The 20,858-nt window shown below is 42.8% G+C and carries 19 protein-coding genes; 2 read left to right on the top strand and 17 right to left on the bottom strand.

From position 1 onward, the window contains the following. The 10 genes from VIM89_RS14065 to fucP all read right to left on the bottom strand — a co-directional run. Nucleotides 1-410 (bottom strand): SDR family NAD(P)-dependent oxidoreductase (locus VIM89_RS14065; RefSeq protein WP_488156802.1); only part of this gene is annotated, 410 nt, incomplete at its 3' end. 178 nt (nt 411-588) lie between these two features. Next, nucleotides 589-2,307 (bottom strand): IlvD/Edd family dehydratase, encoded by a 1,719-nt coding sequence (locus VIM89_RS14060; RefSeq protein WP_488156801.1) that lies wholly within the window; start codon nt 2,305-2,307, stop codon nt 589-591. A gap of 80 nt (nt 2,308-2,387) precedes the next feature. Beyond that, nucleotides 2,388-3,161: an L-fucose dehydrogenase gene (locus VIM89_RS14055; protein ID WP_488156800.1), complete on the bottom strand. Its 774-nt coding sequence runs from the start codon at nt 3,159-3,161 to the stop codon at nt 2,388-2,390. 88 nt (nt 3,162-3,249) lie between these two features. Continuing rightward, nucleotides 3,250-4,089, bottom strand: coding sequence for an amidohydrolase family protein (locus tag VIM89_RS14050; RefSeq protein ID WP_488156799.1), 840 nt, complete (start codon nt 4,087-4,089; stop codon nt 3,250-3,252). Continuing rightward, nucleotides 4,076-4,927, bottom strand: coding sequence for a fumarylacetoacetate hydrolase family protein (locus VIM89_RS14045; RefSeq protein WP_488156798.1), 852 nt, complete (start codon nt 4,925-4,927; stop codon nt 4,076-4,078). The genes VIM89_RS14050 and VIM89_RS14045 overlap by 14 nt, the downstream gene beginning before the upstream one ends. A gap of 81 nt (nt 4,928-5,008) precedes the next feature. Further along, nucleotides 5,009-5,773 (bottom strand): SDR family NAD(P)-dependent oxidoreductase, encoded by a 765-nt coding sequence (locus VIM89_RS14040; RefSeq protein WP_488156797.1) that lies wholly within the window; start codon nt 5,771-5,773, stop codon nt 5,009-5,011. A 57-nt stretch (nt 5,774-5,830) separates the two neighbouring features. Then, on the bottom strand, nt 5,831-7,486 hold the full coding sequence (locus VIM89_RS14035) for a UxaA family hydrolase (protein ID WP_488156796.1): 1,656 nt from the start codon (nt 7,484-7,486) through the stop codon (nt 5,831-5,833). Nucleotides 7,487-7,580: 94 nt separating this feature from the next. Continuing rightward, nucleotides 7,581-7,910 (bottom strand): L-rhamnose mutarotase, encoded by a 330-nt coding sequence (locus VIM89_RS14030; protein WP_488156795.1) that lies wholly within the window; start codon nt 7,908-7,910, stop codon nt 7,581-7,583. Next, nucleotides 7,910-9,265 (bottom strand): alpha-L-fucosidase, encoded by a 1,356-nt coding sequence (locus VIM89_RS14025; RefSeq protein WP_488156794.1) that lies wholly within the window; start codon nt 9,263-9,265, stop codon nt 7,910-7,912. Before VIM89_RS14025 ends, VIM89_RS14030 begins: the two co-directional genes overlap by 1 nt. 13 nt (nt 9,266-9,278) lie before the next feature. After that, nucleotides 9,279-10,538, bottom strand: coding sequence for an L-fucose:H+ symporter permease (gene fucP / locus VIM89_RS14020; protein ID WP_488156793.1), 1,260 nt, complete (start codon nt 10,536-10,538; stop codon nt 9,279-9,281). 199 nt (nt 10,539-10,737) lie between these two features. Here fucP and VIM89_RS14015 point away from each other — a divergent pair, with 199 nt between their 5' ends. Continuing rightward, entirely contained in the window at nt 10,738-11,613 is an 876-nt protein-coding gene (locus tag VIM89_RS14015) for an AraC family transcriptional regulator (protein WP_488156792.1), read from the top strand. Between the two features lie 540 nt (nt 11,614-12,153). On the opposite strand, the gene VIM89_RS14010 is transcribed toward VIM89_RS14015, so the two are convergent. The 3 genes from VIM89_RS14010 to VIM89_RS14000 all read right to left on the bottom strand — a co-directional run bounded on the left by VIM89_RS14010 (nt 12,154) and on the right by VIM89_RS14000 (nt 13,840). Then, entirely contained in the window at nt 12,154-13,044 is an 891-nt protein-coding gene (locus VIM89_RS14010) for an AraC family transcriptional regulator (protein ID WP_488156791.1), read from the bottom strand. A gap of 107 nt (nt 13,045-13,151) precedes the next feature. Continuing rightward, complete coding sequence (locus VIM89_RS14005) at nt 13,152-13,580, bottom strand: DUF1801 domain-containing protein (protein WP_488156790.1); 429 nt, start codon at nt 13,578-13,580, stop codon at nt 13,152-13,154. A gap of 65 nt (nt 13,581-13,645) precedes the next feature. Next, nucleotides 13,646-13,840: a hypothetical protein gene (locus tag VIM89_RS14000; protein ID WP_488156789.1), complete on the bottom strand. Its 195-nt coding sequence runs from the start codon at nt 13,838-13,840 to the stop codon at nt 13,646-13,648. Nucleotides 13,841-14,159: 319 nt separating this feature from the next. Here VIM89_RS14000 and VIM89_RS13995 point away from each other — a divergent pair, with 319 nt between their 5' ends. Beyond that, nucleotides 14,160-14,306, top strand: coding sequence for a hypothetical protein (locus tag VIM89_RS13995; protein ID WP_488156788.1), 147 nt, complete (start codon nt 14,160-14,162; stop codon nt 14,304-14,306). 23 nt (nt 14,307-14,329) lie between these two features. Here the strand turns inward: VIM89_RS13995 and VIM89_RS13990 are convergent, their stop codons facing one another. The 4 genes from VIM89_RS13990 to VIM89_RS13975 all read right to left on the bottom strand — a co-directional run bounded on the left by VIM89_RS13990 (nt 14,330) and on the right by VIM89_RS13975 (nt 19,514). Next, nucleotides 14,330-15,109: an arylesterase gene (locus VIM89_RS13990; protein WP_488156787.1), complete on the bottom strand. Its 780-nt coding sequence runs from the start codon at nt 15,107-15,109 to the stop codon at nt 14,330-14,332. A gap of 22 nt (nt 15,110-15,131) precedes the next feature. Further along, the gene (locus tag VIM89_RS13985; protein ID WP_488156786.1) at nt 15,132-17,690 is read right to left on the bottom strand and encodes an ABC transporter permease; all 2,559 of its coding nucleotides are present in this window, start codon (nt 17,688-17,690) and stop codon (nt 15,132-15,134) included. Between the two features lie 6 nt (nt 17,691-17,696). Continuing rightward, complete coding sequence (locus tag VIM89_RS13980; RefSeq protein ID WP_488156785.1) at nt 17,697-18,389, bottom strand: ABC transporter ATP-binding protein; 693 nt, start codon at nt 18,387-18,389, stop codon at nt 17,697-17,699. Between the two features lie 213 nt (nt 18,390-18,602). Further along, entirely contained in the window at nt 18,603-19,514 is a 912-nt protein-coding gene (locus VIM89_RS13975) for a sugar phosphate isomerase/epimerase family protein (protein ID WP_488156784.1), read from the bottom strand. Between the last annotated feature and the right edge of the window lie 1,344 nt (nt 19,515-20,858).

Below are 20,858 nucleotides of genomic sequence, written 5' to 3'. Positions count from 1 at the left end.
CCACTCCCCTGCTTTTTCATTTGTATGGCTGATTTTTGTGCTAAAAAGAAACTACCAAACAGATTCAAATTAATTACGCTTTGCAAAGCGTCAGGTTGATATTCCAGGAAGTCGCCATAAGAAGTAATGCCAGCATTAGCAATGGTGATAGTAAGAAATCCAAATTTACGAACCGCTTCATCCACCAACTGCTGAATAAAATTGATATCAGATGCATCACCGGGGAAAGAATGGCATTTACCACCCATTGCCGAGATGACGGCTACTGCCCGATTCGCCAAAGCTGCATCAATATCGTTTAACACTACTGCTGCACCACTCAACGCCATTTGTCGGGCGATTTCAAACCCGATGCCTTGCCCCGCTCCGGTGATGATGGCTACCTGGTTGGTGAATCTATCGTCTGTCATAAATCTAGTATTTTAAACAACTTGTCATTTCGACGAACCGGGGAGTGTGGTGCGTTGGGGTGAGGAGAAATCTTCTGCACCTTGCAATGCGAATAGGCAAGTTGTATAAGATTTCTCTTCGCTCCAAACCCGTCTGATCCTGCCGCTCATCGAAATGACAACTTTATTTAGAGTTCACTCAATGCGAATCCTTATGTATCTCGCTCCCGCTGCCGCCCTTCAAAAAATCCAGATCAGCACCTAAATGCGATTGCTCCACATGGCTTTGATAAAGATATACATAACCGCGTGTGGCAAAGTCGGTATTCAATTTTTGTTGTTGCTTTCGTTTTAATATTTCTTCGGCAGAAAGCTGTACATTAAGTGCCCGGTTTTTAAAATCAAGTTCGACTATATCTCCGTCCCGAATAATAGCAAACGTTCCTCCCAAAGCTGCTTCGGGTGATACATGCAGCACCACCGTTCCAAAACCAGTTCCGCTCATACGGCCATCGGAGATACGGACCATATCGGTTATGCCTTTATCCAATAATTTTTTCGGAATTGCCATGTTGCCTACTTCCGGCATTCCCGGATAACCTTTTGGTCCGACATTTTTGAGTACCATTACGCTGTTTTCGTCAACGTGCAGGTCAGGATCATCTACGCGGGATTTATAATCATCAATATTTTCAAAAACTACCGCTTTGCCAGTATGCTGTAATAATGCAGGAGTTGCTGCCGATGGCTTCATGACGGCGCCATGCTCACATACATTACCTTTCAAAACAGTAATACCCGCAAGCGGATTAAATGGCGCATCCATTGTTGCGATTACATCGCGGTTATAACAACTGCTATTTTGATAATGATTGGAGATTGATTTCCCGGTTACGGTCAAAGCATCGCGGTTAAGTTTCGCATCTAATTCCTTCATCACTGCCGGGATGCCGCCTGCATAATACAGGTCCTCCATAAAATATTTGCCGGATGGCTGCAGGTTTGCAAGCAGGGGAATTCCTTTGGTACTTGTATCGAAATCATCAATGGTCAGATCGACGCCGATTCGCCCTGCTATCGCCAGTAAGTGAATAATAAAATTAGTTGATCCGCCTATTGCTGCGTTGGTAATAATGGCATTTTCAAAAGCCTCTTTTGTCAGTACATCAGATAGCTTTAAATCTTCGCGTACCATATCCACTATCCGCATGCCTGACATATGAGCCAAAACTTTTCGTCGCGAATCGGCAGCCGGGATAGCAGCGTTTTCAGGTAAAGTTAAGCCTAATGCCTCAGCCATCACTGCCATGGTGGATGCCGTGCCCATCACTGCGCAATGCCCTCTGCTTCGTGACATGCAGGCTTCGGCAATGTTCATTTCTTCTTCCGTCATGCAACCTGCGCGTTGGGCTTCTGAGAATCGCCATACATCGGAAGTCGCAATATCATGTCCCTGGTATTTACCGGTTAGCATAGCGCCGCCGGAGACAACTATAGTTGGGATGTCTACACTACAAGCACCCATGATAAGCGCCGGAGTAGTTTTATCGCATCCGCAAAGCAATACCACACCATCTAAAGGATTAGCCCGGATGGATTCTTCCACATCCATGCTTACAAGATTCCGGTAAAGCATCGCAGTGGGTTTGATCAATGTTTCACCCAATGACATTACAGGAAACTCCACCGGGAAACCACCTGCTTCGTAAATGCCATGCTTTACCGATTCGGCCAACTCACGGAAGTGTGCGTTACAAGGTGTAAGCTCCGACCATGTATTGCAGATACCAATGACCGGTTTACCTTTAAACTCATGCGCAGGTATACCCTGGTTCTTCATCCACGAACGGTAGATGAAACCATCCTTCCCTGTTCGTCCAAACCATTCGCTGCTGCGGAGTTTTTTGTCTTTCATCATACTATAAAGTTATAGTAATGGTATTGAACCATTTTTCATAGCGATGGGTTTGAAACCCATCGCTATGAAAAATCCGCCCGCTAACTAATCGCCCTATCCAAATGCGTATATCCTCCATCCACATGGATCAACTGACCTGTAGTATGGCTTGATCTGGCAGACAAAAGAAACGCTACCATATTTGCTATTTCTTCGCTGGTGGTCATACGGTTCTCTAAAGGTATTTTAGAGATAATTGATTTAAGCTTTTCATCCGGGTCGGGCAATGTCTTTATCCAATTTGCATACAACGGGGTCCAGCATTCAGCCACAATAACTGCATTTACCCTGATACCGTAAGGCAACAGCTCCACAGCCCATTCGCGTGTTAATGCATTACGACCGCCGTTTGATGCAGCATATGCTGAAGTATTTCCCTGGCCTGTTTCGGCTGTTTTTGAGCCGATATTGACTATTGCCCCTTTGCTTTTTTTAAGTTCGGGCAAGGCATAATGTGCCAGCAGATAATAATGCACCAGATTCTTATGTATTGATGCAATAAATTGTTCGTAGTTGCCTTTTTCAAGCCCTACGCCATCATTTACCCCGGCATTATTCACCAGGCCATCTATTCGACCATATTTTTCTATTACAGCTTTAATGGCATTCTCACATGCTGCCGGATCGGTTAACTCACCAACGACCTGGGATACATTTCCGCCTACTTCGTTGACGACCTTCAGATTATCTTGTTCATTACGTCCAATAATCACGGGGATCGCACCTTCGGCTGCTAATACCCTTACAATACCTTCGCCAATGCCCTTAGCGCCACCGCTTACGATGATTATTTTATCTTTTAATTGCAGATCCATGCTTCTCGTTTTTGTTTCGTACCTACGGCACGTGATATTATGTTACTAATTATGCTACCAACATTTTGCCCCGATGGGGCACTATCTTTTATAAATTAAGGTTATAAAACTCGATGGCATTGCCGCCATAAAACATTTCCTGCTCCTTTTCTGAAAAACGCGATGTATAAATTTGTAATATCTCTAACGCCCGGTTGTAGCCGCCTGCGAGTTTACAAACCGGCCAATCAGAGCCGTACATTACCCGGTTGATGCTAAAAGCATTGAAAACAGTATCCAGGTATGGCATAAAATCTTCAGTTTTCCATGAGTACCAGTCGGCTTCGGTAAGCATACCTGATACTTTGCAATACACATTCAGATTTTTGGAGAGCGCCTCAATATCTCTTTTCCAGCCGGTGAGTTCCTTCATTTTAATGTAGGGCTTCGCTAAATGGTCCACCACAAATTTTTGATCCGGAAATTCGGCAACAAGTTGCGCTGCATATTTCAGATGTTTTGGGTAGATCAGGATATCATAAGTAAAATTGTATTTATTCAACAAAGAGATACCGTTCTTGAAACTATCCCGAAGCATCAGTTGATCATCTGGATCAGCTTGCAGCACATGACGAAAGCCCTTCATTTTTGGGTATCGCTCATAATAGTATTTCAGCTTATCCTCTACCTTGACCGATTGTAAATTCACCCATCCCACTACGCCTTTGATAAAATCATACTGCTCAGCCAGTTCGAGCATAAAGCGGTTATCCTCGTCCATGTGACAGGTTTGCACTACTACAGTTCCATCAATATTATTTCGCTGCAATAAGGGTAACAGATCATTAGGCAAAAAATCCTTTGCGATAACAGACATATCGCTATTGATCCAGTTATCTCTTACCGGGTCGAACTTCCAGAAATGCTGATGTGCATCAATTCTTTGCATAGGCTACCAGTTTTTGCGTTGCCGAGCCCAAACCGTCAATTCCTAATTCTACTACGTCTCCTGATTTCAGGTATACGTTCGGTTTCATACCCAAACCTACTCCTGCAGGTGTACCGGTCGAAATGATATCGCCGGGTAACAGCGTCATAAACTGGCTGGTATAGCTGATCAGATGCGGAATATTAAATATAAAGTTTGCCGTAGTCCCATCCTGCATGGTTTTGCCATTTAGCTTGAGCCACAGGCGAAGTTTATGCGGATCACTTATCTCATCAGGCGTTGCCATAAACGGACCGATTGGTGCGAAAGTATCGCAGCCTTTCCCTTTATCCCATGTACCGCTGCGTTCTAACTGAAATTCACGCTCAGAAACATCATTATGCAATACATAGCCAGCTACATAGTCCATTGCTTCAGCTTCGTCTATATAACTTGCCTTTTTGCCGATCACTACTGCCAGTTCAACTTCCCAATCGGTTTTTACTGAGTTTTTAGGGATAACGATATCATCATTAGGACCAACAATAGCAGTGGTCGATTTCATGAATATTACCGGTTCGGGTGGAGGTGTAGCATTGGTTTCTGTAGCGTGATCGACATAATTTAAACCGATGCACACGATCTTTGAAGGGCGGCCGAGCGGACAACCTAAACGAACATCATCACTCACTTCAGGCAGATTATTGTTTTTGATGAACGCAGCAAGTTTGTTCAAGCCATCATTCTCAAAGAATTTCTCGTCATAATCCCCGCCAAATGCTGAGGTATCATATCGTTTATCATTAATCAGGACGCCTGTTTTTTCTTTCCCGGCTTCGCCAAATCGGATTAGTTTCATAGATAAAAGTAATTATTTATTGTTATTCTGGTATTGTTGTTCCGTGCGGAGACGCGATGCATCTCGTCTCTACGTTGGTTCTTATGTATTGATTTTTATAAAGCCGCCATCGATAGGGTAATCGCAACCGGTGATGAAACCTGCTTCATCCGAGCATAGGTACAGGGCCAATGCCGCTATTTCTTCGGGCTTACCCATGCGGCCTATAGGCTGACTTTTTGATAATTTCTCGAATATTTCCTGCTGATTATCCGGATAGTTTTTGGCGATGAAGCCATCCACAAATGGTGTATGCACCCTTGCCGGAGAAATACTGTTGCAGCGAATATTATCATGCAAATAATCGCGGGCTACGGACAAGGTCATCGCAAAAATTGCACCTTTGCTGGTTGAATATGCAAAGCGGTCAACCAAACCTACACTTGCCGCAATGGAGGCCGTATTCAGAATCACACCACCACCTTTGGCTTTCATCAATGGAATCGCTGCAAACAGGCAATTATAAGCGCCTTTCACATTCACATTCATCACCCTGTCAAAGTCTGCCTCACTGGTAGTATCTGCCGCGCCGATATGTGCGATGCCGGCATTATTTACCAGGATATCGATCTGACCAATCGCATTAAAAATATCTATTACTTGCTGCTGCTTGCTTACATCACAAATATGGAATGAAGCTTTACCTCCATTTTGCTGTATTTCGTTTACCGTAGCAGATGCGGTTTGTTCGTCCAGATCGAAAATACGTACCAAAGCACCTTGCTTTGCAAAAAGCTCTGCAATAGCTTTTCCTATACCACTTCCCCCACCGGTTATAACTGCTAATTTATTTTGTAGACTAAACATTTGATTTATTAAATTTTATCATTCACAATTCCGAAACCATAATTCGTAAATCCGAAATTATAACGACACTCCCCGTTTCCACGGAATAAAATCATCCTGCTCTAATTGAACTGATTTTGGCTGTTCTTCGCCATTTGCTACGCTGATCACATATTCTAAAATACGTTCGCCGGCCTGTTTAATTGTTTCCGTACCTTCGATGATCGTTCCGCAATTGATGTCAATGATATCGGGCATGCGGTTGTAAGTAGCTGTGTTGGTAGACAGTTTTATTACAGGCGCAACCGGGTTGCCGGTTGGCGTACCCAAACCTGTTGTGAATAACACAACATTCGCACCAGAACCAACTTCGGCTGTTGTGCTTTCTACGTCGCTGCCTGGGGTGCACAGAAGGTTCAAGCCGCTTTTGGTTACTTTTTCAGGATAATCAAGTACCGCTGCAACAGGTGATGTTCCGCCTTTTTTTGCTGCTCCCGCTGATTTGATTGCATCAGTGATCAGACCATCTTTAATATTGCCATAGGATGGGTTCGCATAAAATCCGGAGCCATCCGCCTCAGCACGGGCATTATAGGTGATCATCAGATCCATAAAACGTTTGGCAGTATTTTCGTCGACGCAACGGTCGCTTAGCTCCTGCTCAACACCACAAAGTTCAGGGAATTCGGATAATATCACTGAACCACCCAGAGAAACCAAAATATCTGATACATAACCTAATGCAGGATTAGCTGATATTCCTGAAAAACCATCTGAACCACCACATTCTAAACCGATACACAATTTTGACAATGGTGCAGGAGTCCGTTCGGTCTCGTTAGCTTCTATTAATGCGGCAAAAGTTTGTTTGAGCGCATGCTGTAACAGATTCCGCTCTGTGCCCATTTTTTGCTGCTCCAGTATTACCAGCGGCTTTTTAAAGTTTGGGTCGCGCTTGGCAATTTCATCCTGCAAAATATGGGCTTGTGCATGCTGGCAACCTAAGCTTAGCACTGTTGCACCGGCGACATTAGGATGGGTGATGTATCCAGCCAGTAAACCGCACAAAGCCTGCGAGTCCTGCTGTGTACCACCACAACCCATGTCGTGTGTCAGGAATTTGATGCCGTCGATATTTTTGAAGAAGCGTTTATTACCTGTTGCTTCATTACCCGACTGCATATCGGCGCTCAAAATTTCCTGGGTTGATTTTCCTGCCTCGTAAAGCTCCATCAGTTGCTCTACTTCGTTCTCATACCTCTTTGCTTTTTTGTAGCCCAGTTTATCAACCAAAGCCTCGCGCATTACTTGTATGTTCCGGTTCTCGCAAAACACCAATGGGATTACGATCCAGTAATTGGCCGTCCCCACAGAGCCATCCGCACGGTGGTAACCCATGAATGTTCGGCCTTCAAATTTAGATGTGTCAGGCTTATGCCAATCCAGTTTTCGTTTTCCTAAATGGAACTCGCTTGAGGCATGGTGAATATTCTCGGTAGATATCAATCCGCCTTGCGGAACAGGTTTTGTTGCCTTGCCCACCAGTACGCCATACATATAAATAGAGTCGTCAGGTTGTAGGCTATTCAAGCTAAATTTGTGTTTGGCAGCAACCTTATCTGCCAGGTTAAAACTCAGACCTTCAAACTCAATAGGAGTTCCCTGGTCCAGGTCACGCAATGCAACCAGCACATTATCATTTGGGTGTATGCGTAAGTAACTATGTTGTGTCATTATATTATTCTGAACCGTTGATTAGAATGATTGAAATGATTGCGCTGATTTAAACCAATCAACTTATTCTAACTCAATCAACCAATCAACTAAATTATAACTTAAAAATCCTATCCATCAATACCCATTTCTCACCAAGTTTGGCATTTTTCAGTGGCTGCTGAAATTTCCACATCAGGGTTTCCCATTCCTGCACTTTCGGGTTGTTATTGTCCATTGCAGACTTGCGATCAAAGCTAAAGTCGTCCTCCGTTTCCATTATCATAAACAGATGGTTATCGAAACGGTATATCTCCATATCGGTAATACCCGAATCAGTGATGCTTTTTTTTATCTCGGGCCATACTGACCGATGGTATTCCTCATATTCAGCGATCAATGCTGCATCATCTTTCAGATCAAGCGCCAGGGTATATCTTTTCATTATTGTAGCGTTAGTTCAACCACCGGAATTTCATAAGGTGGTTTATTTTTTGGTAAAGTTAGCTCTAAATCGTTTCCGCCGGAAGCTGTATATTTTACTTCCGAATAATCATTCAAAAATTGAGCATATTTCACTTTTCCTTTATAATCTGACAGCATCAGCTTGCCATCAGTTGGATAATTATACAAATGGATATACAATCGTTTGGTTTTAGGGTTGTAAGTTAGTTTGTCGCCTTCCGGTGCTTTGTATTGTTCAGGCGCTAAAGTACAATCGTAAATTGATTTGTCATTTGCATGCATCCAATACGACAGGCTATCCAATGCATGGGTTGCACGATAATCAAACTCCCCACGTGCTGTAGGACCAACATTCAGGATCAGGTTGCCTCCATCACTTACCGAGCTTATCAGCAGATCAAGTAGCTGACGATGCGTTTTCCAGGTATTTTCATCGCGGTAGTAGCCCCATGAACCTGAGAAAGTCTGGCAGGTTTCAAATGTTTTGCCCTTGTATTTATCCAGTTCTTTGGTGCTTACCTGTTCTGGGGTTTCAAAGTCGCCACCGTCGCTGTAATCATAAAGACCAAGCCTGTTATTTACGATAATGCCTGGTTGTAATTTCCTTACTGTTTGCAGCAGGTCTTTTGCACCCCAATCATCTCCCCATTTACCGTGCTTGTCGCCTTTTTGCCACGACCAGTCCATCCATAAGATATCGATCTTACCATATTTTGTCATTAATTCGGTGATTTGATTTTTCAGGTACTCACGATACTTATTCATGTCGCGGCCTTTGTTCAAACGATCATAATTGGCTTTGCTGGTATCTACCTGAACAAGCGGATGTGCATTATCCATGGTATAATCAGGATGATGCCAATCAAGTAAGGAATAATAAAATCCTACTTTCAATCCCTCTGCCCTGAAAGCATCTACGAATTCCTTTACCAGGTCGCGTTTGGCTTTGGTATTGGTGGCTTTATAGTCGGTATATTTGGAATCGAACAGGCAGAAACCTTCGTGGTGCTTGGTAGTTAATACTGCATATTTCATACCGGCAGCTTTCGCCTCCCTTGCCCATTTCTTAGGATCGAAATGATCCGGGTCAAACTGATCAAAATATTTCTGGTATTCTTCATTCGTCATGTGTTCATTATGCTTCACCCACTCGTGGCGGGCAGCCTGCGAGTATAAACCCCAATGGATGAACATACCGAAACGGGCGTCTGTCCACCATTTCATGCGTTGTTTCTTTTGCGCCGGGGTTTCGTTAAACAGTTTTTTCTGCTGGGCAGAAGCGAATGACAGCGTGAAAGCTACCATGAAGAATGCGAGTACAATTTTCTTAAACATAGCGATGTGATGATTAGTGAGTAACTACTGCCTGAAGTTCTTTAACCTTGATATTTCTTAAAGCGAAGTAGCCTATATAAGCGAATGAGATAATCGGCACAAGGTAGGCAACGCGAATATTGCTCCTGTCAGAAACCTGGCCCAGCACTAACGGAATTATAGCTCCACCCACAATTCCCATAATTAATAATGAAGACGCTTTTTTAGTTTTCTCACCCAAACCGCTAATGCTTAATGAGAAAATAGTCGGGAACATGATAGACATAAAGAACGGCACGCCCATAAGGGCATAAACCGAGAATCTTCCATCGAGCGTAAATGCCAGTGCCAGCAATCCACAGTTAATAATACTATATAGAATCAACAACTTAACCGGGCGAATAAACCGCATAGCCACGCTGCCTATAAAGCGGCCTGCCATAAACCCTAACATTGCCAAGCCTAATAAGCTGGCGGCTTCCTTTTCTTGTATAGCTGCAACGTACTTAGAGTATCTGATAAAAAAGCTGGTCACAGCTGCCTGTGCACCCACATAAAAGAAAATACCACCTACACCCAGCATCAAGTTTTTTTCGCTGAATATAGAAGCCCAGTCTGTACGCTCATTATTACTTTCGCCATGTTCCTTGATATCCGGCAATGCAGTACGCCATATTAATATAGCAACTAATAAAACTGCCAAACCAATAATGATATAAGGTATTTTCACTGCATCTGATTCGCCCTGCAAATAGTTATTCAATTGCTGAGGCGACATAGCTGCTTTTTGAGCATCAGTCAGGGTAATACCAGAAAGGATAAACAACCCGCCTATATTAGGTGCAAGAAACGCGGCCAGGCCATTAAAAGATTGAGCAAAGTTGATGCGCCACGTAGCTCCTTCTGGATCGCCCAAATTATTGATGTAGGGATTAGCAGCCGTTTCGAGCATGCCGCAACCACTGGCAATAATGAACAAAGCAAACAGGAAAAAGCCATACATGCGCGTGCTGGCCGCAGGATAAAACATAAAAGCCCCCACAGCAAATAAAAGTAAGCCTAATACTATACCACGTTTATAACCGTATTTATGCATAAACAGCCCTGCGGGGATAGCGACAATAAAATAGGCTATATAATATGCTGAATCGACAAATGCAGATTGTAAATCTGTAAGCTGGCAGGCTTTTTTTAAATGCGGAACTAAAATGGAGTTTAGGTTCAGTGAAATTCCCCAAAGGAAAAACAGGGAGGTGATTAATGCAACTGCAAAAATGTTGTTCTTTTTTGTCATCCGTCGTTTTAAAGGTTAAATGGGCACCCTCGCTTATCTTGCCCGGCTGGTTTATATTGATATTTGGTTTTTACAAAGGAATAAATATACCGTATATAAATTTTTATTCTATTATCTATATATTAAGTTATTTTGGCATAATTTTTCAGATTAGAATATTTTTTATGTATTTTGCTGTTAATTATAAACCAACTCCACAATGAAACCCCAGTTGCTGAAGATACCCCGGCAACCGCTTTCCTCCTTCAGTGTAAGGCAGGACACGGTGCCTTACATCAATAATAAATGGCATTATCATATTGAGGCGGAACTGATCTATTTTAAAAAAGGAAACGGCACCCAGTTCATAGGCGATCATATCCAAAATTTTAATGATGGCGATTTGATATTGATTGGTTCTAATCTGCCCCATTATTGGCGCTTTGATACCATGTACTTTAAAAGCGAAGTACATGCCGACGTAACTGTTGCTCATTTCAGGGAGGATTTTTGGGGAGATGAATTTTTAAACCTGCCCGAAAATAAAGCCATTCGTTTGGTTTTTGAAAAAGCAAAAAGAGGGATCAGTATACAAGGAGAAACAAAAGAAGGAATAGCAGTCCTTCTTGAAAAAATGCTGACTGCCGAAGGGAGTCGCAGGTTGATGCTATTGATGGAGGCCCTGACACTCATTTCAGAAAGCCAGATCATGCCATTAGCATCTATTGGCTTTGACCACGATCATAAAGAAGCCGAGAACGACCGCATAAATGCGATATATGAGTTTACGATGGCCAATTTCAGGCGGCATATCCCTACTGAAGAGATTGCAGCCATTGCCAATATTAGTCCGCATTCGTTTTGCCGGTATTTTAAATCGCGTACGCGCAAGACATATTCCCAGTTTATCAATGAAATCAAAGTGGGACATATCTGCAAGCTATTGATAGAGGATAAAATCAGCATCAAGCAGATATGCTTTGAAAGCGGCTTCCGGAATTTTGCCAGCTTCCATAAATACTTTAAACAGGTAACCGGTAAAACACCGTTGCAGTATCAGAAGAAGTTTTTGGAGAAGAAAGAGAAAGCTGCTTAGTCTTTTACTTTTGGCTTGACCCAAAAGTAACAAAAGGTCAAGTCAACAGACGCTTGCTTCTTTGTCGCACAGGCCTTTACCCTGCAATCAGTCAAAACCACGGCCTGCAATACTTTGCCCTACTATCGTTCGCTCTTTCCTCTTACTTCAGCAAAGTTTGCTAATGCCCTTTCCACTACACCGGCCATCATTGTTTTGATTGATTTCGCCCGAAGCTGGTCTGTTGACAGTAAAGGGTTCAATTCATACATCATCGCAATTACTGTGTTTTGCTGTTAAGGTCAGCCAAGGGGCTTCCGGGTGAAATCAGGCTGAACGTCGATGGGGTGTGCGTTGGCGGGCATTAGGATTTTGCTGAAGCGTTGGCTGTGGGTGCGAATAGCGGGGCAAAATTCTGCGGCCCCAGTTCTGCCTGATTTGCAGGACAAAGGCCGTGTGCGGAAATGAAGCATTTGGCTGACAAGCACTTTTGGTTACTTTTGGTGCTTCAAAAGTAACAGCCCCAGCGGCAATTGAGCTGAACGAAATATTAATTGAACCCTAACTAAGTTCTCCCACCTTATGCAGAAAGTTATCCAAATACCCCCGCGGTGAATTACCCATCACTGTTTTAAATACCCTGTTAAAATTGGTAATGCTTGTAAATCCGCATTTATAAGCCACAACAGAAATACTCTCATATTTATTTTCAGTCAGCTTTTTACAGGCTTCGTTAATGCGCATGCTGTTCAGGAACGAAACGAAAGTATGTCCGGTATGCTTTTTAAAGTACCGGCAAAATGCCTGGGGCGTCATGCAGGCTTCGCGGGCTACATCATCCAAACTGACGGCTTCACTATAATGCTGCAAGATATAATTATATATATTGCTGATCCGGATACCCTCGCTTTCAGTGATACCGTGTGAGATAGATGATGGCGATAAAGGCTCAGGTCGAGGATTAATTCCTTGCAATACGCCAAGCAATTGCAAAAAACAGATCATCTGATCCGATCCGCTGGATTTTTGGATACTGATTATGATACGGGATATTTTCTCCACATATTCAGTGGGAAGCCTGAAACCTTGCTGTGTTTGCTGAATAAAATCCCTTAGGCTCTTCATCTCCGGCAAACTGAACAAGGAAGCCAGGCTGCCGTTGGGATCAAAAAATATCGTCAGCGTTTTGATCACTTTTTTATTACCAGGATGAAAATACTCAGGATTGCTTTTAAATAAATGAGGCTGATCGGCACCAAGCAAATAAATCTCACCCGACCTGAAGGTATGCATATTGTTACCTGCTATCAGTGTACCTTCTCCCGCCTGTACCCAGGTAATCTGTGCTTCCTTATGCCTGTGCAGATGCGGATAAAAATGCGGCAACTCATCCTGCTGAACAATAACACTTTTATCGTGAGCTACGGGGATAGTAAATTGGAGTACTTTCATTAAATCTCAAATCAACAGGCAAATATTAACATAAAAACCAGGATTTTAGATTAAATAAAGGCAAAATACAGTAAGCTTTAAAGTTGCTACGATGCGAATAATTCATATCATTTGTCCAGCGTTCGTAGCCACTCTTTTATCACCCGCTGCATAGCGTCCTTTTTGGCATGCACATCGTCCATACTACGAAACATAGCTAAACGGCGACCGTCAGCATAGCTGCCTTCTAACAGGCCCGAAGTATCATTTACCCTTGCTCCACTGGGAAATACAAGCCGCAAACAATCCTTTTGATGCAGGTTAAAAACGATGAGGTAACGCTTATATTCTTTGGGATTAAAGAGTCGCATTTCGCCGGCATAGAAAAAAGTTGGGGCATTCCATTTTATTTCCTCACCTATTTCAGGGTCAGTGCTCAAAATCAATTTCCGTAAAGCCTGGACAACGTCTTTTAAAGGATAATCCAGCTTTGCCATGTAGGCATCCACTTTATCAGGTTCTGATGGCTTTGTTGCAAGCTCGGTTGCGTTTGACATACCAAAAGATTATATCATAAAGATAATTAAGCTTTTACGAAAAATCCCCTCCTCAAATGGGTATTTTATTCCGCATCCGGGAAGCGTATTCTTATCTCTTTCTGGATTTTTACCAATTGCTCGCGAAGTGTTGTAATAGTGGCAATTGTGGTCAATTTATCGGCGATACCCTCTTCAAAGCTGTTTTTTCCGAGTAACAACTTCCTGATTTTTAGCTGCATTTCATCGGCTTCGTTCTTTAATTCCGCCAGTGATCTCATAATTCAAGCAAGGGTTTATCAAAAATGACAATATAAAAACGGAGAGAAAATTGATACTTTTCAACATCCTGTTAACTAGCAGGAAATCATTTAAATAATATAAATTACCTAAAGCTGCCACGATCAGTTTTTCAACAAGGCTTTATAACTTAAGTTGAAGTTATTAAACTCTCTATCAATTATTTGGCACAGATTATGCATTAGATATTCACGATGCCCCTGAATAAAGAAGGGGGCATGGAGTGGCCTCCGGTATATCAGGATGCCCGATTAATATATCATTCAAAAATTAAGATTTATTAACCAAATGGGTACTACAATGAAACGAACGTTTACACATCAGCCAATCATCCCTCCGGGATACACGGGTCGTGATTTTAACAACTGGCAAAAGTATTTGCACGAGCAGTTAGATAAACTTACTCGTCCTTACCTTTTCAAGAAATTTTTTCAAAGGGAAAATTAACCTGATTGCCAAAACCTTGTGCGCTACAATTCTTCTTTCAGAGTCTTCCACACATTATTTGCTACTATTTTAGCGCCTTCGGCAGTTGGATGAATACCGTCGGCCTGGTTTAGTTTGGGATTGCCACCTACTCCGGCTAACAGGAAAGGCACCAGTGCAATCTTATTTTTTTCGGCTAAAGCCGGGAACAGGTCTTTAAATGCAGTGATATAGTCGTGCCCCATACTTGGGGGCACCTGCATACCGGCCAATACAATTTTGGCATCGGGGTACCTGGCTTTTACTTTATTTATTATCGATTGCAGATTTTTGGTGGTTTCTGCCACGGGTATTCCGCGCAGACCATCATTGGCGCCAAGCTCGAGCACAAAGACGTTGATCTTTTGCTTCAACACCCAATCGATGCGTGCGAGGCCACCGGCAGTGGTCTCGCCGCTTACACCTGCATTGATCACGGAATAAGGCAGTTTGAGTGAATCAATTTTCCGTTGAATTACACCGGGAAAGGCATTGGAGGGATCGTCCAAACCATAACCTGCGGTAAGACTGTCACCAAAAAAGAGGATGCCTTTTTTATTTAATGTGGTAGCTGTTGTGTCTTTGGTTGCCGCTTGTTGCTGGTTATCAGTTGGGGAATTCTTGCCGCCGCATGCAGAGAGAAGCAATACGAAGCAAATAACCAAACCCACTTTAAGTGCGCTGTCACCCTGAGCCTGTCGAAGGGTACGCGCGTAGAGACCCCTGCACCATGCTTCGACGCGGCTCAGCATGACACCCTTATATTCTTTTTTGTTTGATTGCATAGATATGAATTCCGATTAATACTTACACATCTCGTCTCAATATCTCCAGCGGAGGTTTATTAAGAACACCCCGGCTATTAAACAGACCGATCAGGATGGTTAGTATGGCTATTCCCAAAAATAACAATAATGCGGGCAGCATGTTGACATTAAACGGAATATCGAAACTATATTTTGCCAGCAACCAGCTACCTATAAAGGCGATGAGAATACCGGTCGCGGCTGACAACGCTCCTAAAAAGAAATATTCAATAGCGGTAATGGCCAGAATCTGTTTACGGCTGGCTCCCATCGTACGTAGCAATACACTTTCCTGTATCCGTTGATATTTGCTGATCCTTACTGAAGCAATCAGCACAACTACACCCGTAATGATACTAAACATCGCCATAAAACGGATGATATCGCCCAGTTTATCCATCAGGTCATCCAGTACGCTGAGTATAAAGCCCAGGTCGATCATGGAAACATTCGGGAATTGTTTTACCACATCCTGCTGGAATTTTGCTGATGCTTCCTTTGTTGGAACGTGGGTAAGTAGCACATGGAACTGCGGCGCATCGTCAACAACTCCTTTTGGAAAGACAATGAGGAAGTTGGTTTGCATCTTATTCCAATTTACTTCACGGATGCTGCCTATTTTGGTGGGCACCTGCATTCCCTGAACATTGAACGTAAGGTGATCGCCTAATTTCAGATGATTATGCTTTGCCCAGCGCTCTTCGACGGATATCAGTGCTTCTCCGCTTTTGGGTGCATGCCCTACCCAATCGCCATCAATTAATTTTTCTGTGGCGGTTAAGCTGTCGCGGTAAGTAACCCGGTACTCATTGGCAAAAACATACTTATTGAATTTAAGACTGGTATCTTTTGCCAGATCAGCTTCGGTTTTACCATTGATCTTTTCCAGCCGGATAGTTACTACCGGTACCTGTTGGATTATGGGTAAGTGATGCGCACGGGCAATATTTGCTACACCTTTTTCCTGATTGTTCTGAATATCGAACAGGATCATATTGGCCTTGTTGGTACTGGCCGAAAGAGCGACCTGCTTCACCAGCATGCTCTGGATGAAGAACAGCGTACATATAAAAGCCGTGCTTAGACCAATGGAAACAATCAATATTATAGTTTGATTATTTGGCCGGTACAAATTTGCGAAACCTTGCCGCCACAAATAACTCCAGGTACTTTTGATGAATATCTTTACCAGGTACATCAACAGCTTGGCAATCAACGTCAGTATGAGGAAGGCGACGAAAATGCCGATGGTAAAGAATATACTTGCCAACCAATTGTCCAACTGTACATAGGTGAATGTGATAATAAATAACACAATGAGTAAATAGACCAGCCAGCGTAAAGGGTCGCGGAGCAGGTTGAGATTTTCGTACGAAATCCTTAAGGTATTAAGCGGCGATATATTTCGTATAGCGATAAGTGGCAGTAATGCAAACAATATGGAAATAATCACGCCCAATAGAATTCCTTGTGCAATAGCCATCCACGAAATATCTGTTGAGATGGATATGGGCAGAAAATCTTTGAACACAAACGGCATCAGGTGTTGCACCACGCTGCCCAGTACTGCACCTATTACCGATCCAAGCAAACCAATGCCTACAATTTGGATTAAGTAAATAAGAAAAGCCTCATAAGCCTTTACCCCAAGGCAACGCATAATAGCAATCGAAGCTATCTTTTCGCGAACATAGATATGGATAGCACTTGCTACACCCACACAGCCCAATAACAGGGCAATAAAACCAACCAACGATAAGAACCGCGTTAGATCACCAAAGGCGCGACCAGTGTTTTCTTTTTTAGTGTCGATGGTATCATAATTCAGTCCTGCTTTATCCAAACGCGGTTCAAGCTTTTTGGTCAGCTTACTTATATCAACTTTATGATCGTATTTATAATAGAAGTTGTAATTGATTCGGCTGCCTTTTTCCAATAATCCTGTCTGATCAAGGTATTGCATTGGGATATAAACTATCGGTGCGATGTTCGATGCTACGTTTGTTTGTCCCGGCGCTTTGTTCAGTGTTCCTGCTATCAGGAAGGTCACTTTACCCACCTTAATTGAATCGTTCACCTTTACATTGTATTGTAGCATCAAAGTTTGATCCACAAGCGCCGTTTTGCCTTTCTTAAAGGATGTTCCAGCGCTTACCGGTGTCGTTTCAAGACTACCATAATATGGGAAACCGCCCTGCAAAGCTCTTATCTGCACCAATCTTGTTCCGCCGCTTTTGGGGAAAAGGATCATCGAAGCAAAGCTCTTTTCCTGCGAACGACGATCGCCTAAGGAATCGATCAGGTGTTGCATAGATGAGTCGAGCGGCTTATTGGTATAGATTGCCAAATCGGAGCCAATGAGTGTTGCAGCCTGGTTATCGACATCCTTTTTCAGGTTAAATCCAAAAGAATAAATAGCCACCAATGCAGCAATACCAAAAACTATAGAAGAGATAAACAGGAACAACCGCGACCGGTTGCGGCGACTGTCGCGCCAGGCCATTTCAAACAGCCAGGGGATATTAAGCTTACGCTTATAATTTCCGGGGTTAGTATCCATAACCTGTTAAGCGTTTAAAGTGGTTTTATCGTCCGAAATAAGCTTACCGCCTTTAATGCGGATGATACGCTGGGTTTTGGCAGCCAAATCAAGGTCATGGGTTACAAGTACAAGAGTTGTACCGGCTTCACGATTCAGGTCGAATATCAGTTTTACCACCTTCTCGCTGGTTTCAGCATCCAGGTTACCGGTTGGTTCATCGGCAAACAATATTTTAGGTTGATTACTGAATGCTCTTGCCAGCGACACCCTTTGCTGTTCGCCACCAGAAAGTTGTGCTGGATAGTGGTGACCGCGATCGGCCAGGCCGACTTTATCCAACAGATCTAACGAGCGTGTCCTAATATTCTTTTCACCACGAAGTTCCAATGGGACCATCACGTTTTCGAGAGCTGTTAAAGTCGGTAGCAACTGAAAATTCTGAAATATAAAACCCACATGCTGGTTACGCACCTGTGCGCGCTGGTCTTCACTTAGATCGCCCAGTTTAATCCCATTTAGTTCAACAATACCGGTCGACGAACGGTCAAGTCCTGCGCAGAGTCCAAGCAAAGTAGTTTTGCCACTACCCGAAGGACCGACAATAGAATTAGTTGAACCCGTAGTTATTGCAAAGTTGATGTTATCGAGCACGGTAAGCGTTTTGCCCGCGCTATTATAGGTTTTACCCAGGTTGGTTATATTCAGAATAGTTTCCACTCGTGTTAAATTTTTATTTGGATAGAAGGCGATAGTAATTGTTACCCGAACACTAATAAAAATAGGGTATCCATAGTAATTTGAACTATGAATACCCTAATAAATGTTTTTGGGATGAGAAATGTTTGGACCGTTGATTGTGTGATTAGAATGATTGCGTAGATTTTCCTTTCAATCTTAAATCACTCATTCACTAACCCACTCATTCACTAATTAAATCCCCATCGCCCTTAAATTCTTATAGCTTGTAGCTATACTTGCGAAAGCATCTTTTGGCATATCGTGCTCCACAAAATAATGCTTAGCGCCAGCCTCTTTTACATGCTCAAAAATATGTTTGAAGTTTACTACACCTTCGCCAACTGGTTCAAGAGTAGTGAAATCTTTGCTGATATCTTTTACGTGCAACAATGGGAATCGTCCCGGATGTGCTTTGAATAATTCAACCGGGTCAACACCTGCTTTGGTTGCCCATGCCAGGTCGAGTTCCATTTTTACGAGGTTAGCATCGCATTCAGCCAGCATCAGGTGATATGGTATTTTACCCTCCACAGTTTTAAACTCCATATCGTGGTTATGATAGCACAACTGGATATTTACTTTTTTGCAAGCTTCGCCGGTTTTATTTAATATTTCGCCTGCTTCTTTTATTTCATCAAGTGTTCCTGTCGGGATATTGGCGCAAACCAGGTATGGAATTCCACCTTCGGCAACTTGGTCAACCAGCGCCTGCATGTCTTCTTTCAGGTTGAGCATATGCGCAGGCAGCGTCATACCTTTTGGCAATTTGGTTCCCGGAGGCAATTTGAATGGTGCACCCAAAACGTGATGCGATTTCCATGAAAGGCCCAGATCACTGCACAAGGCAGCAAATTCCTTTGGTTTCATGCCGTAATAGCCAGGCAATTTGCTGAAGGCTGATTCTATCTCTTTAAAACCAATATCGGCTACTTTTTTCAGGTTGCCTTTTACATCCGCATCAATGATATTAAATAAGGTGAATAGCTGCAGTCCAAGCGGATGTTCGCCCGCAGATGATAAAAATGCTGAAGCCGCCTTTGGCAGCACTAATGCACCAAGCGCAGCAGCACCAGTGCCCATAAGGAATTTTCTTCTGTTTAGCATGATTCTTAGGTTGTTATAATTTAGTTCTGAAAGATATAAAAATCATTGCGTCTTTTCAACACAATAGATTTTTTATTTTTTTCTGATAGCAGATGGAATTGCTGCCAGCATAGCAAAGCGCATATTTTACTCACCCCGAAAGCGCTACGCTGTTCGACCCTCTCTGCTTCGCAAAGAGGGTAAAAACGAATTTTAGTTCCCTCTTTACCGCTTGCGGCAGAGAGGGTGGTCGAGCGTAGCAATGACCGGGTGAGTCAACACGGAATATCTGAACGGCCTCGCAAGTCACGTAAAAACACGTATGAATTACCGTGTTTTCCCTAATTCTTTTCAACCATTAAGTAACGAATTTTGATACGGTTTAAAGATTAAACAATATAAAAAAACAACAGGTGAAATAGTTAGGGTCAAATCATCCTGTTTGTACTGGGTGGCGGCCGTTGCGTCGGCAACGGCGCTGCTGCTCATTTAGCAGGCCCTTAAAAATATGATGAAGAAAGTGGTTATATACTTACAGAAAGGCCTGTTAAAAATAAAACAGGCAAACAGATTATTCGCGAGAAAGCATGACCGGGAAAGGTATATAGCTACTGACGAAGTACTTTTTGTTTAACCCCTTCATTCCTCACCGGTCCACGCCCGCCCGGGTACATCTGGATTAGTTGGTTACCAGAGGACGGTGAGATTGGTTGATAGTTTAGTTTAGTGGAATGCAGCCGTTACGCGAGGTGATGGCTGTTTTTTTTGTCTGAACTATGATTTGCATGATTAAGAGATTACTATGATTGACTAGCACAACCGATCTTTTCCCTTGGCGATATGCAAAATTAACTTTGGGGAAAAATATGTCGCTATGGGAAAATATGGGTAAAAATGTTCCTAACAAGTTAAACCTTCGCGTTAAAATACCGTTTAATTTATAGCAACTACCTGATTGGCAATGATTTTGCTGTTATAAAAGAGTAAACCTAAATAAAGTCATATGAAAAAGTTAATCGCATGTCTGAAAGTGTACACTTTTGCGGTGACCACTTCGGCAAAAAAGGTATTTAAGAAAGAAGCTAATCAAGAAGTTACCCTTTTTGTTTAGTCATTAGTCATCAGTCATTAGTCATTAGTCATTAGTCATTAGTCATTAGTCATTAGTCATTAGTCATTAGTCGACAACAAATTGCTGGTTGATTTATTGTTGGATTGATTTATTGTTGGATTGTTGGATTGTTTTATTGTTGGTAACTTAATGAGTTAATTTCTTCCGACTTCCGACTTCCGACTTCCGACTTCCGACTTCCGACTTCCGACTTCCGACTTCCGACTTCCGACTTCCGACTTCCGACTTCCGAC

Origin of the sequence: Mucilaginibacter sp., assembly GCF_036568825.1 — a bacterium.
GTDB lineage: Bacteria > Bacteroidota > Bacteroidia > Sphingobacteriales > Sphingobacteriaceae > Mucilaginibacter.
This window is presented reverse-complemented; position numbering and strand designations above follow the sequence as displayed.

What these genes read in the sequence shown, in the direction of transcription:
- VIM89_RS14060 (WP_488156801.1), bottom strand. Translation starts at nt 2,307, where the DNA reads ATGATGAAAGACAAAAAACTCCGCAGCAGCGAATGGTTTGGACGAACA.
- VIM89_RS14055 (WP_488156800.1), bottom strand. Translation starts at nt 3,161, where the DNA reads ATGGATCTGCAATTAAAAGATAAAATAATCATCGTAAGCGGTGGCGCT.
- VIM89_RS14050 (WP_488156799.1), bottom strand. Translation starts at nt 4,089, where the DNA reads ATGCAAAGAATTGATGCACATCAGCATTTCTGGAAGTTCGACCCGGTA.
- VIM89_RS14045 (WP_488156798.1), bottom strand. Translation starts at nt 4,927, where the DNA reads ATGAAACTAATCCGATTTGGCGAAGCCGGGAAAGAAAAAACAGGCGTC.
- VIM89_RS14040 (WP_488156797.1), bottom strand. Translation starts at nt 5,773, where the DNA reads ATGTTTAGTCTACAAAATAAATTAGCAGTTATAACCGGTGGGGGAAGT.
- VIM89_RS14035 (WP_488156796.1), bottom strand. Translation starts at nt 7,486, where the DNA reads ATGACACAACATAGTTACTTACGCATACACCCAAATGATAATGTGCTG.
- VIM89_RS14030 (WP_488156795.1), bottom strand. Translation starts at nt 7,910, where the DNA reads ATGAAAAGATATACCCTGGCGCTTGATCTGAAAGATGATGCAGCATTG.
- VIM89_RS14025 (WP_488156794.1), bottom strand. Translation starts at nt 9,265, where the DNA reads ATGTTTAAGAAAATTGTACTCGCATTCTTCATGGTAGCTTTCACGCTG.
- fucP (WP_488156793.1), bottom strand. Translation starts at nt 10,538, where the DNA reads ATGACAAAAAAGAACAACATTTTTGCAGTTGCATTAATCACCTCCCTG.
- VIM89_RS14015 (WP_488156792.1), top strand. Translation starts at nt 10,738, where the DNA reads ATGAAACCCCAGTTGCTGAAGATACCCCGGCAACCGCTTTCCTCCTTC.
- VIM89_RS14010 (WP_488156791.1), bottom strand. Translation starts at nt 13,044, where the DNA reads ATGAAAGTACTCCAATTTACTATCCCCGTAGCTCACGATAAAAGTGTT.
- VIM89_RS14005 (WP_488156790.1), bottom strand. Translation starts at nt 13,580, where the DNA reads ATGTCAAACGCAACCGAGCTTGCAACAAAGCCATCAGAACCTGATAAA.
- VIM89_RS14000 (WP_488156789.1), bottom strand. Translation starts at nt 13,840, where the DNA reads ATGAGATCACTGGCGGAATTAAAGAACGAAGCCGATGAAATGCAGCTA.
- VIM89_RS13995 (WP_488156788.1), top strand. Translation starts at nt 14,160, where the DNA reads ATGAAACGAACGTTTACACATCAGCCAATCATCCCTCCGGGATACACG.
- VIM89_RS13990 (WP_488156787.1), bottom strand. Translation starts at nt 15,109, where the DNA reads ATGCAATCAAACAAAAAAGAATATAAGGGTGTCATGCTGAGCCGCGTC.
- VIM89_RS13985 (WP_488156786.1), bottom strand. Translation starts at nt 17,690, where the DNA reads ATGGATACTAACCCCGGAAATTATAAGCGTAAGCTTAATATCCCCTGG.
- VIM89_RS13975 (WP_488156784.1), bottom strand. Translation starts at nt 19,514, where the DNA reads ATGCTAAACAGAAGAAAATTCCTTATGGGCACTGGTGCTGCTGCGCTT.